The organism is Pseudomonas sp. HPB0071 (assembly GCF_000478505.2).
Classification (GTDB): domain Bacteria; phylum Pseudomonadota; class Gammaproteobacteria; order Pseudomonadales; family Pseudomonadaceae; genus Chryseomonas; species Chryseomonas luteola.
The window spans coordinates 39,132-55,595 of the sequence record NZ_KI517368.1; the positions used below are offsets into that span (position 1 = coordinate 39,132).

Annotated in this window: 14 protein-coding genes and 3 pseudogenes; 15 read left to right on the forward strand and 2 right to left on the reverse strand. The window is 55.0% G+C overall.

The window, feature by feature from the left end:
• From ctaD to HMPREF1487_RS19940, 14 genes and pseudogenes are all read left to right on the forward strand, one after another.
• Entirely contained in the window at positions 1 to 2,526 is a 2,526-nt protein-coding gene (gene ctaD / locus HMPREF1487_RS19880; RefSeq protein WP_037031126.1) for a cytochrome c oxidase subunit I, read from the forward strand.
• Complete coding sequence (locus HMPREF1487_RS19885) at positions 2,526 to 2,873, forward strand: hypothetical protein (protein ID WP_010798511.1); 348 nt, start codon at positions 2,526 to 2,528, stop codon at positions 2,871 to 2,873. The genes ctaD and HMPREF1487_RS19885 overlap by 1 nt, the downstream gene beginning before the upstream one ends.
• Complete coding sequence (locus HMPREF1487_RS19890) at positions 2,864 to 3,667, forward strand: cytochrome c oxidase assembly protein (RefSeq protein ID WP_010798512.1); 804 nt, start codon at positions 2,864 to 2,866, stop codon at positions 3,665 to 3,667. Before HMPREF1487_RS19885 ends, HMPREF1487_RS19890 begins: the two co-directional genes overlap by 10 nt.
• Before the next feature lie 81 nt (positions 3,668 to 3,748).
• Positions 3,749 to 3,934: pseudogene (locus tag HMPREF1487_RS26900) on the forward strand (transporter); the annotation flags it as partial.
• Positions 3,935 to 3,952: 18 nt separating this feature from the next.
• Entirely contained in the window at positions 3,953 to 4,732 is a 780-nt protein-coding gene (otnI, locus tag HMPREF1487_RS19895; RefSeq protein ID WP_010798514.1) for a 2-oxo-tetronate isomerase, read from the forward strand.
• Positions 4,733 to 4,981: 249 nt separating this feature from the next.
• Positions 4,982 to 5,425: pseudogene (locus HMPREF1487_RS26905) on the forward strand (YsnF/AvaK domain-containing protein); the annotation flags it as partial.
• A 63-nt stretch (positions 5,426 to 5,488) separates the two neighbouring features.
• Positions 5,489 to 6,466 carry a YsnF/AvaK domain-containing protein gene (locus HMPREF1487_RS19905; RefSeq protein ID WP_010798516.1) on the forward strand — a complete coding sequence of 326 codons (978 nt, stop codon included), beginning with the start codon at positions 5,489 to 5,491 and terminating at the stop codon, positions 6,464 to 6,466.
• 557 nt (positions 6,467 to 7,023) lie between these two features.
• On the forward strand, positions 7,024 to 8,562 hold the full coding sequence (locus tag HMPREF1487_RS19910) for an MBOAT family O-acyltransferase (protein WP_010798517.1): 1,539 nt from the start codon (positions 7,024 to 7,026) through the stop codon (positions 8,560 to 8,562).
• Between the two features lie 24 nt (positions 8,563 to 8,586).
• A complete protein-coding gene (locus HMPREF1487_RS19915) occupies positions 8,587 to 10,512 on the forward strand; it encodes an HAD-IIIC family phosphatase (RefSeq protein WP_037031127.1) in 1,926 nt (641 codons plus the stop codon).
• A complete protein-coding gene (locus HMPREF1487_RS19920) occupies positions 10,509 to 10,766 on the forward strand; it encodes an acyl carrier protein (RefSeq protein WP_010798519.1) in 258 nt (85 codons plus the stop codon). The genes HMPREF1487_RS19915 and HMPREF1487_RS19920 overlap by 4 nt, the downstream gene beginning before the upstream one ends.
• Complete coding sequence (locus HMPREF1487_RS19925) at positions 10,763 to 11,776, forward strand: hypothetical protein (RefSeq protein ID WP_010798520.1); 1,014 nt, start codon at positions 10,763 to 10,765, stop codon at positions 11,774 to 11,776. The genes HMPREF1487_RS19920 and HMPREF1487_RS19925 overlap by 4 nt, the downstream gene beginning before the upstream one ends.
• A gap of 116 nt (positions 11,777 to 11,892) precedes the next feature.
• A complete protein-coding gene (locus HMPREF1487_RS19930) occupies positions 11,893 to 12,855 on the forward strand; it encodes a ribonuclease Z (RefSeq protein ID WP_010798521.1) in 963 nt (320 codons plus the stop codon).
• Between the two features lie 618 nt (positions 12,856 to 13,473).
• A complete protein-coding gene (locus HMPREF1487_RS19935; protein ID WP_010798522.1) occupies positions 13,474 to 14,052 on the forward strand; it encodes a chemotaxis protein CheB in 579 nt (192 codons plus the stop codon).
• Positions 14,053 to 14,127: 75 nt separating this feature from the next.
• Positions 14,128 to 14,412 (forward strand): hypothetical protein, encoded by a 285-nt coding sequence (locus HMPREF1487_RS19940; protein ID WP_010798523.1) that lies wholly within the window; start codon positions 14,128 to 14,130, stop codon positions 14,410 to 14,412.
• Positions 14,413 to 14,464: 52 nt separating this feature from the next.
• Here the strand turns inward: HMPREF1487_RS19940 and HMPREF1487_RS19945 are convergent, their stop codons facing one another.
• Together HMPREF1487_RS19945 and HMPREF1487_RS19950 are read right to left on the reverse strand one after the other, a co-directional pair.
• Entirely contained in the window at positions 14,465 to 15,070 is a 606-nt protein-coding gene (locus tag HMPREF1487_RS19945; RefSeq protein ID WP_010798524.1) for a LysE family translocator, read from the reverse strand.
• A 39-nt stretch (positions 15,071 to 15,109) separates the two neighbouring features.
• Positions 15,110 to 15,964, reverse strand: coding sequence for an AraC family transcriptional regulator (locus HMPREF1487_RS19950; RefSeq protein ID WP_010798525.1), 855 nt, complete (start codon positions 15,962 to 15,964; stop codon positions 15,110 to 15,112).
• Positions 15,965 to 16,332: 368 nt separating this feature from the next.
• Here HMPREF1487_RS19950 and HMPREF1487_RS27380 point away from each other — a divergent pair.
• Positions 16,333 to 16,464 (forward strand): annotated as a pseudogene (locus HMPREF1487_RS27380) (IS5/IS1182 family transposase); the annotation flags it as partial.

Consider the following 16,464-nt stretch of genomic DNA (forward strand, 5'->3'; position numbering starts at 1 on the left):
ATGACCACCCATACCCACGGTGAGCAGGCCGAACAGGATCGTCTTCACCAGGATCTTGATCAGGTCTGGGGTAATCCTCGTGGCTGGCGCGCACTTAGTATCGTCAACCACACCACCATTGGGGTGCGCTTTTTGGTGACGGGCCTGTTTTTCTTTCTGGTTGGACTGCTTCTGGCCATGCTGATTCGCACCCAGCTGGCCATCCCGGGCAATACATTTCTGGGACCGGACGAATACAACCAGGTCTTCACCATGCACGGCACGGTCATGATGTTTCTGTTTGCCGTACCGATTCTGGAAGGTCTCGCCATCTACCTGCTACCCAAGATGCTGGGCGCACGCGATATGCTATTCCCACGCCTTTCATCCCTTGGCTACTGGTGCTACCTGTTCGGTGGATTGATCCTGCTGTCGAGCCTGCTATTGGATGTAGCTCCCAATGCCGGCTGGTTCATGTACACGCCCCTGTCGGACCGGGTGTACTCACCGGGACTCAACTCGGACTTCTGGCTGATCGGAATTACCTTTGTCGAGATCTCCGCTATCTCGGCAGGCGTCGAGATCGTCGTATCCATTCTTCGAGCGCGCGCGCCCGGCATGGGACTACACCAGATGCCGATTTTCGCCTGGTACATGCTCGTAGTAGCCATGATGATCCTGATCGGCTTTCCGCCCATGATACTGGCAAGCCTGATGCTGGAGATTTCCCGTGCCGCCGATCTGCCCTTTTTCGATGTGGCCCGCGGGGGCGACCCTGTGCTGTGGCAGCATCTGTTCTGGCTGTTCGGCCACCCTGAGGTTTACATCATCTTTTTACCGGCCGCCGGTATCGTTTCGACCATTCTCCCGGTGTTCTGCGGGCGTCCGCTGGTGGGTTACCGCTGGGTTGTACTGGGTGTGCTAACGACTGGTTTCATCAGCTTTGGTCTATGGGTACACCATATGTTTACCATCGGCATTCCCCAACTGGCGCAGCTGTTCTTTTCGGCGGCCAGCATGCTGGTGGCGGTGCCAACAGGGATTCAGGTGTTTTCCTGGATTGCGACCCTGTGGCTGGGTAAGCCTCGATTCGAGCTGCCCATGCTCTGGCTGGTAGGGTTTATCGTCATCTTTGTTGCAGGTGGGCTAACAGGCGTGATGCTCTCTCTCGTGCCGTTCGACTGGCAGGTGCACGATACCTACTTTGTCGTCGCCCATTTTCATTATGTGCTGGTAGGCGGCATGTTCTTCCCGCTGATGGCCGGCATCTACTACTGGCTACCGCATTTCTCAGGCCGGATGCCCTCCATGACGCTTGGGCAGTGGGGCTTCTGGCTGACCTTCATCGGCTTCAACATGACCTTTCTGATCATGCACTGGACGGGCCTCATGGGCATGCCACGGCGGGTCTATACCTATGAAAGCGGCCTGGGCTGGGATTTGCCCAACCTGATCTCCTCGATTGGCGGCTTCATCATGGCCTTTGGCGTTGCGACGTTTCTGCTCGACCTGTTCCTGCATTTTCGCTTTGGCGAGAAGGCCGGTGAGAATCCGTGGAAGGCGGATACGCTGGAATGGGCAACGCAATTGCCACCTACTGCCTATAACTTCGTCAGCCTGCCGGAAGTGAAGACCCGCCATCCCTTGTGGGACCAGCCGCATCTGCCGGAAGCGATCGCCAATGGCGAATATGGCCTTTCGGTCAGTAGTCATGGTCGCCGCGAAACCTGGGGTGTCGATCCGGTTACCGGACGGGTACGCCATGTGATTCACCTACCCGGCAATTCGATGTGGCCCTTTGTGCTTTCGGCTGTACTGGCTGTGATGTGCATCTGCCTGTTAGTCAGTGCCTATACGTTAGCGGGTCTGGGTGCGCTGGCGGCGCTGATCATCTGTCTGCGCTGGAGCTGGGAAAACGGCGCTCATCCCAAGGCAGCGCCTGATGCGCATACCCAGCCGGATGAGCCTCCCTTGCACTCCCGTACGTTTGACGGTCCGGGCCTCTGGGGCATGGGAACCACATTGATTTCCAACGGCTCCCTTTACCTCTCGCTATTGTTCGGCTGGTTCTACCTGTGGAGCGTGTCGCCCAATTGGCAGATTCCTTCGCAGAACCCGCTCAACCATGGACTTATGTTGGCCGCGTTGCTGCCGGCATTCATCGTCACCGGCTGGCTGCGCCGTGTCGTGAGTCAGCTCAGGGAGAAGCACATTACGCACCTAGGGTCTCAACTGGCAGGTATCACTGTGCTTGGCCTGGTGCATACGCTGCTGCTGGTCTTGGTAATCATTGAAGCGCCTTTGAAGCCTACCGAAACAACCCACGATGCCGTGCTGCTGACCATGCTGGGTTACAGCCTGCTCCACGCCGTGGTAGGTGTCCTGGCTACTGCACTTCAGGCCTTGCGGGTGCATTGGGGATATGTCGGGATCAATGCACCTTATGAGCCCAAGATCGTGCTGCAGTGGTGGGTTTATACCACAACGGTAGTTACCATCAGCTACATCGCCACGGTGCTGTTTCCCCTGACCTGGAATCCTTACTGATGCGTCCAGCCCATCCCTTGCAGTTGGTTGCAGGCCTTGTCGTCTGGAGCTTGTGGTTTATTACTATTTACGGGGGGCTTACAGTAGCCTGCCAGATCGCGCCGCCCGCTGCAGAAGCTGGTGCCCTCAATCGTATAAACCTCATGCTGGGTTTGCTTACGCTCGCCACACTGGTTTTTTTGCTGTGGAATGCGCGGCGCTGCTGGCAGGCTATTGGCCTCGGCGATTCCGAGGAGGCGCGTTGGCAACGCTTCCTGGCAACGCTGGGCGCCGGACTGCATCTGGTCAGCGCAATCGCCACGCTGTTTGTGGGTATTCCCATTCTGTTGATGCCGCCATGCCTCTAGCCCTGATAATCCTGCTGGGTATTGCACCTTCGGCCTATGGTCATGGGTTACTAGAGGGTCATCTGACCGAACGTCTACCTATATGGGGTTGCGCTGTACTGCTGGCTGCCATGTGGGGGCTCTATTACATAGGGCAGCGCCGGGTTCCGCCTCATCAAGGCGAGGCGCTCTGGTTTCATGCCGGCATGGTCGTCGCAGCCCTGGCAACGTTTGGCCCGTTCGATGGCTGGGCGGAAACCAGTACAGCGATGCATATGGTCCAGCATATGCTCTATATGATTATCGTTGCGCCCCTGTGGGCGCTCGCCAGACCGCTGCCCCAGTGGCAGGCTGCGTTACGTGGACGCGGCCGACGCGTCTGGCATCCCATCCTGAAGGCCGGTCGCTATCCAACGGCTGCAGCCCTGCTCCATGCGCTGGCGATCTGGGGCTGGCATGCCCCCAAACCTTACCAGCTCGCCCTGGATAACCTCTGGTGGCATGTCACCGAACACATCTGCTTTCTTTTTACCGGTTGGTTATTGTGGTGGTCGTGCCTGCATGCCAGTCATGCGCGTGTTCCTCAGGCGTTGCTTGCGCTTCTGCTCACACTTATGCATACCGGATTACTGGGCGCGCTTCTCACCTTCAGTACCCAAACGCTTTACCACGAATCAGGCGACCTGTCTGACCAACAGTTGGCAGGCCTCATCATGTGGGTGCCTGGCAGCCTCGCCTATATGCTGGGTCTGGGCTGGATTGCCTGGCGATGGCTGAGCCGTCAATGGCGACGGACGTCGGAGCGGGCCACTTGAGAGCCTGCCGTCAAGATTGACAGGCTTTCAGGTGCTCACGGCAAGGCGAACACGTACGGAATGCCGCTTGTTTCCTGAGTGGTGTTGACAATAGCCATGGGCGGAGGCGGGCTCGCCATGTCTCACATCAACGATGCGGGCTACTGGATCTTCACTAAACTGGCTGGGCTGAACGTGGGCGACGGCCTGCGAACCTGGACCGTACTGACCACACTGCTGGGCTCCCTGGGGTTTATCTTGACCCTGTTGCTCTGGCCCTTTGTCTGAACACTCGAAGGAGAGACCATGCCCCGCTTCGCTGCAAACCTGAGCATGCTATATCCCGAACACGACTTTCTCGACCGCTTTGCTGCGGCCGCGGCCGATGGCTTCAAGGCAGTCGAGTACCTGTTTCCTTACGACTACCCAGCTGCCGAGCTCAAGGCACGGCTCGACGACTACGGACTTGTCCAGGTGCTGTTCAACGCACCGCCTGGGAATTGGGCGACTGGGGAGCGCGGTCTCGCCTCCCTCCCCGGCCGCGAAGCTGAATTTCGGGATAGCATCGCCCGTGCGCTGGACTATGCTGCCGCTCTGGGTAATGACCGCTTTCATGTTATGGCTGGGCTGCTGCCGTCAGGCGCAGATCGCGCAGCACACCGTGAGGTATACCTGCAAAACCTCACCTATGCGACACAGGAAGTGGCCAAGAGTGGCCTGACGGTAGTCATTGAGCCTATCAATACGCGTGATATGCCCGGTTTCTTCCTGAACCGACAGGATGAGGCTCAGGCCATCTGTTCAGAAGTAGGTGCTGCCAACCTCAAGGTCCAATTTGATTGCTACCACTGCCAAATCGTAGAAGGAGATATCTCTGCAAAACTACGTCGTTACATAACAGGTATTGGGCATATCCAGATTGCTGGCGTACCGGACCGCCACGAACCAGACAGCGGCGAAATCAATTATCCCTATCTGTTCCAGCTGATTGATGAATTGGGATACACCGGTTGGATCGGTTGTGAATACCGTCCCCGTGGAAATACATCTGAAGGCTTGGCATGGATACGTCATCTGAGCGCTTAGGTCCTTTCTTCATGTCGGCGGGCGTTTCTGCGTCCGCCTCCTCTCATTACCTCCTTTAACAGCGTTACGCTTGCTCGGTTGCATTGGGCCGACTCCTACAGACCGCTTACGTTCCTGTAAATCTTCTGGTTTTAGACACAGCTCTCAACCAGTCTAGAACCGGCCCTACCGCTCGTAAGTTTCTCTGAACGAACCGTTCATGACTCACTCCATTTTCACGAAGGGCATGAAAACACCGAGCGAAATCAACAGCAGGATAGACGGATGAACAACGACCAGTCTGATAGGCAAGCAACCGAAACGATACCTATCGTTGAAGAGCGTGCCGAGCTTCATAAAGAGACTGTCGAATCCGGCCGCGTCCGGATCAATAAGACCGTCGAGTCCAAGGAATACACCGTTTCTGACGCCTTGCGGTATGAGGAAACGGTTATCGAACGGGTCAAATTCGACACGCCAGTCGACCCCGCTCACCTTCCACAGGTGCGGCAGGACGGTGATGTCACCATCATCCCTGTTTTCGAAGAAGTTCTGGTTGTTGAAAAACGCTTGATGTTGAAGGAAGAACTTCATGTCCAACGCGTCACTCGTGAAGCACAACGTACCGTGCCGGTCACATTGAAACGCGAAAACGTGACTGTGGAACGCAGCCACTCTCATCCGGAGTCAGATCACTCCGGTTCCGCGCGGTAATCGCAGTCTGCACCGCCCAATCGAATCGCAGCACAGCTGCCGAAGAGAACGAAAGGTGACCTTATGAAACAGCACATTCTAGTTGCAGCATTTGACCACGTTAACGAAGCAGAACAGGTTAAGCGTGAGCTTTTGTCCAAAGGCGTATCCCAAACGAACATCCGCATGGCCGCCTCTAACGAATCCCCCGTGCTCGACGGCACGACAGATACTTCCATGCGGTCCGACACCCGTACTCACGACGATGAATCGATGACCGACAAGATCGGCGGCTTCTTCCGCTCAATCTTCAGCGACAGCGACACCCATAATAGCCGCTACGCCGATACCTATCCTGAAGCGGTACGCCGTGGATCCACTGTAGTGACTGTTACCGTCAATGACGACGCACAAGTAGGTGTCGTTGAAGAAATCATGGAGCGCAATGGCGCAATTGATATCGACGAGCGCAGCGCCAATTGGAGCAACCAGGGTGCGATCGGCTCTTCAGCGACCACCATGGGCACCAGCGCCGCTACCGGGCCGGTATCGAATGACTACCCTAACACAGCTTCTACACTGGGTGCAGGGTCCACTACCCACGCTGACCAGACGCCTACTGAAGCGACTGACCGCACGGCCATTCCAGTCATGGAAGAAGAGTTGAAGGTCGGCAAACGTGAAAACAGCCTGGGCCGCGTACGAGTGGTATCACGTATGAGTGAGCGTCCCGTTGAAGAAACGGTCAACCTCAGCGAACAGCATGCCGTTATCGAACGTCGCCCTGTCGACCGCCCAGTCTCCACTGACGATCTTTCTGCCTTCAAATCTGGAACGGTAGAGATCCAGGAAACGGCAGAAGAAGCCGTTGTTGAGAAAACCGCTCGAGTTGTGGAAGAAGTCGTGGTAGGTAAGGAAACGACTCATCATAACGAAACGGTTCATGACACAGTACGCCGTACCGATGTAGACATCGAAAATGACAATGTCGCAACCCGGGCTGGCATGCGTGGCACCGATCATATGGACGATGTTGATCCTACCACCCGCACCAAACGCTAATCGTCTGTTTAGCGAAAAGGCCACCTAATGGTGGCCTTTTTGTTTTTACGTTTCTGATTACTTGTTATGTGCTTGGGTTTGTTAGTTTTCTTAAACCATTTATAGGGCTGGTATTATTTTGTAATTCCGTTATTTGTTTTAAGGAGCAACAACAACCGCGCCCCATTTATGAGTGATAGCCGTCACAATTTATGGGCAATCTGGTAAAGACTCATTAACAGAACATTAATAAACAGCGCTTTTCTTTCCATACAAAGCAAACTAGATCACATAAATAAGCAAATCTGCCGCTTGAAGCGGCGAGCTTTTTTGGCAGGCGCTAAGCATAGGTGCTACACGGAGATATAGGATTTTTCTGTGGCCGAGCGCACAAACGTTTTGGATCAAAATCCCCGTACGCGACGGTGAAAGGCACTTATGCGCGGTCGGTAGTAGATGGCCGTGGTGGATATCAGTGATAGCCATTCATGATGCAGTGCCAAGGAAACCACCCCGCTCTGGCTTGTCGCCGGGCGAGCCCTTGGCCATGGAACGGCGTTGTTAAGAGGATCAGGACGATGCTTTTTAACTCGTTTGCGTTTATAGCCGGATTTCTTCCAGTCGTACTATTAGGCTTTTTTGTATTGGGTGGGACGGGTCGACAACGCCTGGCGATCGTCTGGCTGACACTCGCCTCCCTGGTATTTTATGGTTGGTGGAACCCAGCCAACGTTCCGCTGTTGGCCGCAAGCATGATCTTTAATTACCTGCTGGGTGGCTATCTACTTCGCAACCCTTCCCGCTGGGCCCTGACCCTAGGTATTACTGCCAACTTGGCACTGCTGGGGTACTACAAATACACCGGTTTTCTGCTCGGTACGCTTGACGATGTGCTCGATACAGGCTGGACGGTCAGTGACATCATTCTACCCTTGGCGATTTCGTTCTTCACGTTCCAGCAAATTGCCTATTTGGTCGATGCACACGACGGTGAAGTTGTTGAACATGATTTTCTCAACTACTGCCTTTTCATTACTTTCTTTCCGCACCTGATCGCCGGACCGATTACCCATCACCGTGAGATGCTGGAGCAGTTTCGCGAACGCAACAACTTCAAACCCCGCCTGGATAATCTCACTATTGGCACCACTATCTTCCTGCTGGGGCTATTCAAGAAGGTTGTTATCGCCGACCCGCTGGGTGAAAAAGCTTCGCCGGTGTTTGCATTGGCAGCCGACGGCGTGACGCCCTCTTTCTTCGACGCATGGACCGGCGCGCTTACGTACACCCTCCAGATCTATTTTGATTTTTCCGGCTATAGCGACATGGCGATCGGCCTGGGGCTTCTTTTTGGAATAAGCCTACCGGCCAACTTCAACAGCCCGTTCAAGGCACGCAACGTGATCGACTACTGGTCTCGCTGGCACATGACGCTGACACGCTTTCTGACCGCCTATATCTACAATCCCATCGTCATGCGGATTACCCGTGCACGGCTGGCTGCCGGTAAGCCCCTGCCCAAGCGCGGAAAAATGTCGCTTGGTACCTTTGTAGCGCTGGTGGCCTACCCTACCCTTTTCACCATGTTCATTTCCGGCGTCTGGCATGGGGCCGGCTGGCAATTCGTAGCGTTCGGGCTACTCCACGGTTTTTACCTTGTGGTCGCCCATGGCTGGCGCGCCTATAAGGTCAGTAAAGGCTGGAAGCTCGACAGTGACAACCGAATCCATCAGGTCGCTGCATTGCTGCTCACCTTCACCTGTGTGGTGGTGGCCATGGTGTTCTTCCGAGCCGAAAGCGTGTCCGCTGCCATGGCAATCCTCGCCGGCATGGTGGGCCTGAGCGACGTCTCGACCAAGCTCGACAAGTCCGATTTCCTGGCCATCGCTATGTTGCTGGCCTTTGTCTGGACCATGCCCAATATCGGCCAGTGGATGCATCACTTCCGCACTGCCCTGAACTTTCGGCCAAAGGAAAACTGGATCGAACACTGGTTCCCCTTCGTGGCGTGGCGGCCTACGCCAGTGCTGGGCGCTGCCTTGGGTGTACTGGGTTTTTTTGCATTGGCCTCTGCGTTCTCTGCGGCCCCGACCGAGTTTCTTTACTTCCAGTTCTAAGTGTCGAAACAGGAGCATTCCATGATGGACCTATTACCCTGGCTTCCCCCTCATCCAGATCTCGGCGCAGCGATCAGCGAGGCCAAGCGAGAGGCAGACCCTGCCAAGCGGCTCAGTCAGGCGGCTTATTTATCCGGATTTCGACGCGACTTCACCCTTACCGCCCGACTGGATAAGCTTGCCGCAGAAGGACTAAGTGATCTCACCACAGCAGGAGATCTGGCAACACTGGGTTTGCGTCCCTTGCGTATCGCCCTGCTTTCCTCCCATACCGTGGATCATCTCGTTCCTGCCATTCGGATCGCAGGTCTCTCCCGGCGTCTGGCCTTGTCCGTGTATGTTGCCCCGTATGGCATGTATCGACAGGCCTTACTAATGGACGACCCTGCGCTATCGTCCTTTGCCCCTCAGGTGATTCTGTTGGCCGTGGATGCAAAAGACACCGCCCTGCAGCTGCCCCTGGATGCATCAGAGGCGCAGGTTTCAAGCGCCGTTGAGACGCGTATCGAGGAGTTACGCCACCTCTGGCGCCTCGCCCGGGAACGTTACGCAGCGCAGGTTATTCAGCAAACGCTTGTCACTACAGAACCCTTGCTGTTCGGCTCATTCGAAGCCCATGTTCCAGCCGCGCCCTTTGCCGTAATCGAGCGGCTCAATACCGCCATCCGTGCAGCGGCAAAGGAAGAAGGTGTACTGCTGATGGACCTGGCGTGGCAAGCTGCACAAGGGATGTATGGCACCGGTCTGGCTGAGCCTGTGCGGTGGCACCAAGCCAAACAGCTGGTCAGCCCAACGCTGGCCCCCCTTTATGGCGATCAGCTGGCAAGGGTTGCTGCCGCTGGGGTCGGTCTCTCACGCAAGTGCCTGGTCCTGGACCTTGATAACACTCTGTGGGGCGGCGTGATTGGCGACGATGGTGTTCATGGCATCCAGATAGGCCAGGGATCACCGGCAGGTGAAGCGTTTCTGGCATTCCAGCATTACGCAGGGAAGCTGGCCAAACGAGGCATCATTCTCGCGGTCTGTAGCAAGAACGATCTGGCAGTAGCTGAAGCGGCGTTCGACCACCCGGAAATGGGTCTCAAGCGCTCCGATATCGCCGCCTTTGTCGCCAACTGGGAGGACAAGGCGGGCAACCTGCGTCGTATTGCCTCCATGCTCAATATCGGACTCGACAGCCTAGTCTTTGTCGACGATAACCCGGCTGAGCGTGACATTGTTCGCCGTGAGCTACCCGAGGTGGCGGTGCCGGAACTTCCCGAGGATGTAGCCGACTACCCTGCTCGCGTAGCGGCTGCCGGTTATTTCGAGACAGTCTCGTTCACCACAGACGACACTGCACGCAGCCGTCACTATGCCCTTAACGCCGAACGCAAGGTTGCCATGAGCCAGGCAACCGACATGGAAGGTTACCTGCGCGGTCTGCAAATGGTTCTTACCGCTACCACCATCGGTCCGGCAGAGTTGATCCGTACCACGCAGCTGATTAACAAGACCAATCAGTTCAACCTTACGACGCACCGCTACAGCGAAGCGGAGGTCGAACGCCTTGCAGCAGATAATCGTGCAGTTGCCCTTGCGGTGCGCCTGAGCGACAAATTCGGTGATAACGGCCTGATCAGCGTAGTTCTCGCACGCGCAGATACCGCATGGGCTCAGGATGAACTTCTTATCGATACCTGGCTGATGAGCTGCCGCGTCCTGGGCCGTCAGGTAGAAGAGGCCGTCCTCGACGTACTGATCAAACGTGCAACGGCAGCTGGCTGGGCAGCGCTCATCGGCGAATATCGCCCTACCGACCGGAACGGCATGGTTGCCGAACATTATGCAGCGCTGGGCTTTGATCATTGCCCAGCACCTGAAGGCGCTATCCCCAACGCCAGCTTCTGGCGTTATGACCTGCTCTCACCCCGTACTTCCCGCCACTTCATCGAGGTTACTGACGTATGAACGATAAGGACATTCTCAACGCACTGACCCAGGTCTTCAGCGACGTGTTCGATGACGACGACATTGTGCTTGCTCCAGACATGACCGCCGACAACATCGACGGCTGGGACAGCCAGACGCATGTCATCCTGATCGTGGCGGCAGAGCAGCGTTTTGGTATCAAGTTCAGGACCGCAGAGCTTGAGTCACTCAAGAATGTGGGCCATTTCGCTCAGCTGATACAATCCAAACTCGAAGGAGCGGCGGTGTCATGAAGACTTCAGCAGCGGATGACAAGCCCACCTCCAGTTCCGGCAGCAGGATTTCTGCCGGCTACCTGCTTGCACTATTTGGCGGAATGGCGGGTGCCCTCGCGGCGTTCTGGATGCTGCTGCTCGGCCTGCGCGGCACAGATAACCTGCCCCCACCGGCATTTTCCAATAGCCTGTGCGTTGACGAAAAACTCAGCTTTCTACGTGAAAATCCCATCGAATCGCCAGACCTGCTGGTGATAGGGTCATCTGTAGCCTGGCGGCATATCGATGGTGATGCCATCGTCAGGCATTCCCCAGGTACGCGCCCGCTGAACGGCGCCTTCTGTGGTCTGCATGCCAATCAGTCGGTATACGTTGCCAACTGGCTACTTGACCGGGAACCTACCGTCAGGCATGTCCTGGTGGTAGTCGACCCCCAGGATTTTGCGGGTTGCTGGCGTGTTTCGGCTGCCGTATTCAATCGCAACGATGTTGATCAGTACGTGTATGAGAAAACGTCACCCTGGCTTTACTACATGCACTATTTCTCCCCCGGCTCGCTGATGCGCAATGCCTTGAAGGTAAAAGATCAGCGCGCCAACCGTATCGAGTTCGATCCCTTAGTGTTCAATCGCTACGGGGACGGCCCGCTCAATACGGTGAACAGTCGTGAATTGCTTTATGGCCGCCCGGAAGCGCTGGATTCAACCTGTTTCAATGCCCTGCAAACCCTGGCTACCCGTTTGTACCAGGAGGGACGGCAATTAACGGTCGTATCCACGCCATTACATCCTGACTGGAAAGCCCAGCAAGATCCAACAGGTGTCTTTCTGGCTAATTTCGACCAGCAGCTTGCTACCGCCCTGGCGCCAACCAAGGCCCAGTATTGGAATGGCGACAAGGAATGGATTACCGCCAAGACATCCTTCATCGATGCAATCCATCTGCGCTGGTCAGCCGCCCAGAAGTTCTCCGAGGCCATGGTGCAAGAAATCCGAATCGCCAGAAATGACGTCGCGCCTGGAACCTGAGCGTTCTGAAATACGCCGACACGGAGGTCGGCAAGTCTCATGCTCACCACCTTGCAGCCATCTGCGATATACACTATGTCTTGATACTGGTGCGGCACCAATAAATAGAGGCATTTGTGGATTTACTATTTCTGGGCACGTCCGCTGGCGTACCGACCAAGAAACGCAACGTGACCGGGCTTGCCCTACAGGAAGAGATGGGCAGTGACTGGTTTCTGATTGATTGCGGCGAGGCCACTCAGCACCGGCTACTGCGTACACGTCTGTCGCTGCATGATCTGCAGGCCATCTTCATTACACATGTCCATGGTGACCACTGTTATGGCTTGCCAGGCCTCCTGGCCAGCGCAGGCATGTCAGGCCGAAAGAAGCCACTTCCCATCATTGCCCCGTCGGGCATTGCCGAATGGTTTAACGCGACTCGACAATTCACCCAGCTGTACCTGCCCTTTGACGTAGAGTTTCTGCCGGCTGAGGCGCTAGGGCAGTGGGCATTTCCACGGTGGACGGTCGATGCTACGCCCCTCTCCCATCGCGTGCCCTCTTTCAGCTATCGGTTTACCGAAACAGCCCGTGAACCTCATCTAAACACTGAAAAATTGAATGCCGAAGGTATTGCACGCGGCCCAATCTGGGGACAGCTGCGTAAAGGCATTGATGTGGTACATGAAGGCCAAACGTTTAAAAGCGCCGATTATGTGTACTACCCCCAAGCGGCTCGCTGCCTGGTCGTCTGCGGTGACAACGATCAGCCCGAGCTGTTGCGGACCTTTTGCCAGCCAGCTCAGGTGCTTGTTCATGAGTCGACATATACACAAGATGTGGCAGACAGGGCTGGCGATACATTCGGACATAGCTCAGCGGCCGGGATTGCGAGCTTTGCCCAATCCAGCGGGCTGCCCAATCTTGTCCTGACGCACTTTAGCGCCCGCTATCAAGCCAATCCGGAGCAGTCTCCCTCCATTGAGGATATCCGTAGTGAAGCTGCACACCATTACCAGGGCTCGCTGTTTCTGGCAGAAGACCTTGCTCGATATCGGCTAGCCAAAACAGGGGTACTAAGCCTTGTTTCTGTGTGATCACTGGGTAGATGAGACCGGTAGCATCGTATGCCTTTGAACGCTCACGCCATTGACTCACTGCTTACGTCCAACGTCGACGGCGAGTAGCAGCTGTGATCCGGGACTAAAGCTTACCTGTTTCAGCTGCCGTAGTCGTATATAAGGATTGATGGATGTTTCAAGATATTACAGGGCTAAGACGTACAGATAGGTCCATAGTTATACATGTACAATTTTCATGTAGAAGGTTAAAAAGCAAATCTGCACAATTGCGCCGTTCCAACGAAGCGCTATCTTAATCAGCGTCTGGTATCTACTTAGCAAAACTTGTATTTTAATAAAGTTCAAAGAATTTAATGACTTAGCAATTCTGCAACTTATCTTTCACCCAGCTTTCCATTGAATACAGGTTGTATTTGAACCTGTTCTGTAGTGATGTCATAGCTCATGAAGTGTGCTCCTCTGTATCGCCGCGTTTAGTGTGTTGGCGAAGTTGTTGTACTCGCGGCGATACAGTTTTTTATTCCCGTTGTTTTTCCGTCTGTACGCAGCCGCATACGGAGCGTGAGGGCAGTAAGCCGGAGTTACCTTTTCATCAGGACATGCTTTCACAGCGTTTTGCATGAGAAGTTTAAGATGAGCTCAATCAACAACATTGTAGTTATTACCTCCCCCCTTCCTGGTCTTAGAGCCTTATGCCAGCTCGCCAGCACGTTTCCTTCTCGCCTGGAAACCTGTGTCGTTGTGATGCTTCGTGTAGCAACCGACAGTCCTGTAGAGGCGCTCGTAACGCTTATGGGACGCTATACCTTCCTTCCCGTAAAAGTATGCACACCCGGCGAGCTACTCGTGGCGGGCTGCGTCTATCTCACTCCGCCTGGGTATCAAGTCACTATAGAGCCCAAGGGCATGATCAGGCTTAAACGGCTTGATTCCGCAAGGCATGAGCATGCCTCAGCAGATGAACTGTTCACCTCTGCAGCCAAGGTATTTGGGCCGCGTACAATAGGCGCGGTGTTATCAGCATCGGGACGAGACGGCGTCGAGGGCTTGCGCGCCATCAAAGGCGCCGGGGGGATCTGCATCGTAGAGGATCAAAGACAGGCTATTAGCTCGACCACGGCTATTCATGAACTTAGCGCCTGTAACCCGAACTACTGCGTGCCGGTAAAAGAAATGGGGCTTTTGCTTGCCCAACTAACGACTCAGCACTAACCCGCTTCATGTGACATCGCGACGGATCGTATTTAACCGTTTTTGCTTAATGATCAATGCTGCAAGAGGTGTCTTATGTCCGTGCCTGAGTTTTCTGACAAGGAAATCCTCACCTACACACTGGATGTCTTGAGAGAGCAGATTTGCCTGTATCGCGAACAGGTACCTGCCCCACTGCTTAACAATATCGAACAGGTTCTGGGTGGGCCGGTATGCAAGCCAGCCGAAGAACTCGAACAGCTGCGTTTCAACCAGTGGCTAGCATTGCACGCGTTCGATGCTCCTCTGGATGCTCATGAGAGAAAATGGTTATGGAAGGGCTGGCTGGCTCGAGCCAAATATCCTGAAAGTACTACATGAAGACAGCCATAGTTAGGCCAAGCAGCTGTCTGGCCTAACTATGGGACAAACATCAAAGCAGGCTCAGCCAAGCCGATCCCAATAACAGCAGGCCCATGAGACGGTTGAAGTATCTGACACGGGTGGCAGAATCGAGCCAGCGCGAAACGCTTGAGCCCAGCACCGCCCATGCCGTCAGACATGGAATCGATATCGCAAAGAATACAGATGTCAGCTGTACCACCTGCGCGGCCTTGTCTGACCCGGCTTGCGTAAACACGCTGATAACGGCGATGGCCATCATCCAGGTCTTTGGATTTATCAGCTGCAACCCGGCCGCTCCGCCAAACCCGACGCGCTTGTCATTGGCCATGGACTCACTCATCTCATTCAATGGCGTGGCTGGGCTGCTAAAGATCTGCCAGGCCAGATAACTCAACCACAGCACGCCGGCAGTGCTCATCACGAGCTGGATCAACGGGTAGCTCGTCAGGCTTTCGCCAATACCCACGCCTGTTACCAGCACGATACCGGCCGCGCCCGCACACCCGCCCAGCACAATAGGTAATGCCTTCCAGAATCCATAGCGGGCACTGTGACTTAGCACCAGGATGTTGGTAGGCCCTGGAGTGATGGAGGCTACCAGAGAGAACAGAATGAACGGCACAGAAATCATCATATCGACTCCACAGTTATACGGCTGGAGTCGATTGTGGTGTTAGCTGCGTGAGGCGTCTGGAAGATTTGAGCAGCGCTTGCGGTAGCTGGCTGGAGTCAGCCCATAGGCGCGGCGGAACCAACGGCCCATGTGGCTCTGATCCGCAAAACCGAGTCTCATGGCAACCTCGGCCGGTTGATCGCCTTTCGCCAACATAAAACGAGCCTTGGCGAGTCGCAGCTGGATGAGGTAAGCATGCGGTGCCAAACCAAAGGCGGCCTTGAAGGCTCGGGTCAAGCGAAATCGATCCACACCTACGGTATTAGCAAGCTCATCCAGGCCTACATCGTCCTGCATGTGAGCGTGAAGATAATCTCGAACGCGATAAGCCACCAACGGAAGTCTGGGATCATAAGCTCCCCGCATTCGCCATTTCACATGGTCGGTCAGCTTGATCAGCAATTGATCCAGCGCGGTCTGCCTTACTATTCTCAACTCATTGTATTCGAGCGCCTTGAACGCATCGGCAATAGCGATCATGAGTTCGGTCTGATCGGTTAGTGTCGCGCCAAAACTGGGAAGGCATTGTACAGGCGCATCCTCATGCAACATCCTCAGCTCACGCTCGATCCACTGCGGCTCCAGATAAAGCATGGAGTAGGTAAACCCACCCTCTGCCGGCGCATGGCCATCGTGAATCTCACCCGGCTCAAGCATGAAGACCTTACCAGGGGTGCTGACGTGCAGCGCATTCCGGCAGCTGAACTGCTGCACGCCTTGCTCGGTAAACCCTACAAGATAGCTGTCATGCCAATGGGGATCATAGGCATGACCCTCAAAATGAGCACGAATGGTCTCGATACCGGTTTCGGCGTCCTGGTTCAGGTGAACCCAGCTTTTCCTGTCGTCTGTCATAGTTAGGACTTTCGCCTTGATATCATGGACGGCAACAAACAGATCGTCTTGGGATCGTATCAGCCTCCTTCCGATTGAATCTGGAACATTTGTGCAGTCATATTGAGCGTTGGCTTAATTGGCGCGGCCAGGACCAACCCAGGAATATGTTCAAACGACATGCGTGCAGACCAACATCCCGCTTGTTTCTTGGAACAGTAACGGTCAGATCTCGAAGCGATTTAACCCGGTTTCTAGAACCAGTCTTTCCGCCTGAAAAGAGTACCATCGAAAAACACGGGACGTATTGGTGCTTACGCCTAAGGAAGGTCTGAAAAAGACTTCCCGAATCTGGTGAAATACGCCGATCCCGCCAGCCGAGTTTTTCCATGAAGCAGATGACCTTCGCCGACGCCGAGTACGCCAGCAAGCGCAAGCAGACCCGTAAGGAATTGTTCCTGATCGAGATGGATCAGGTGGTGCCGTGGAAGGGATTGATTGCCCTGATCGAGCCACACTAC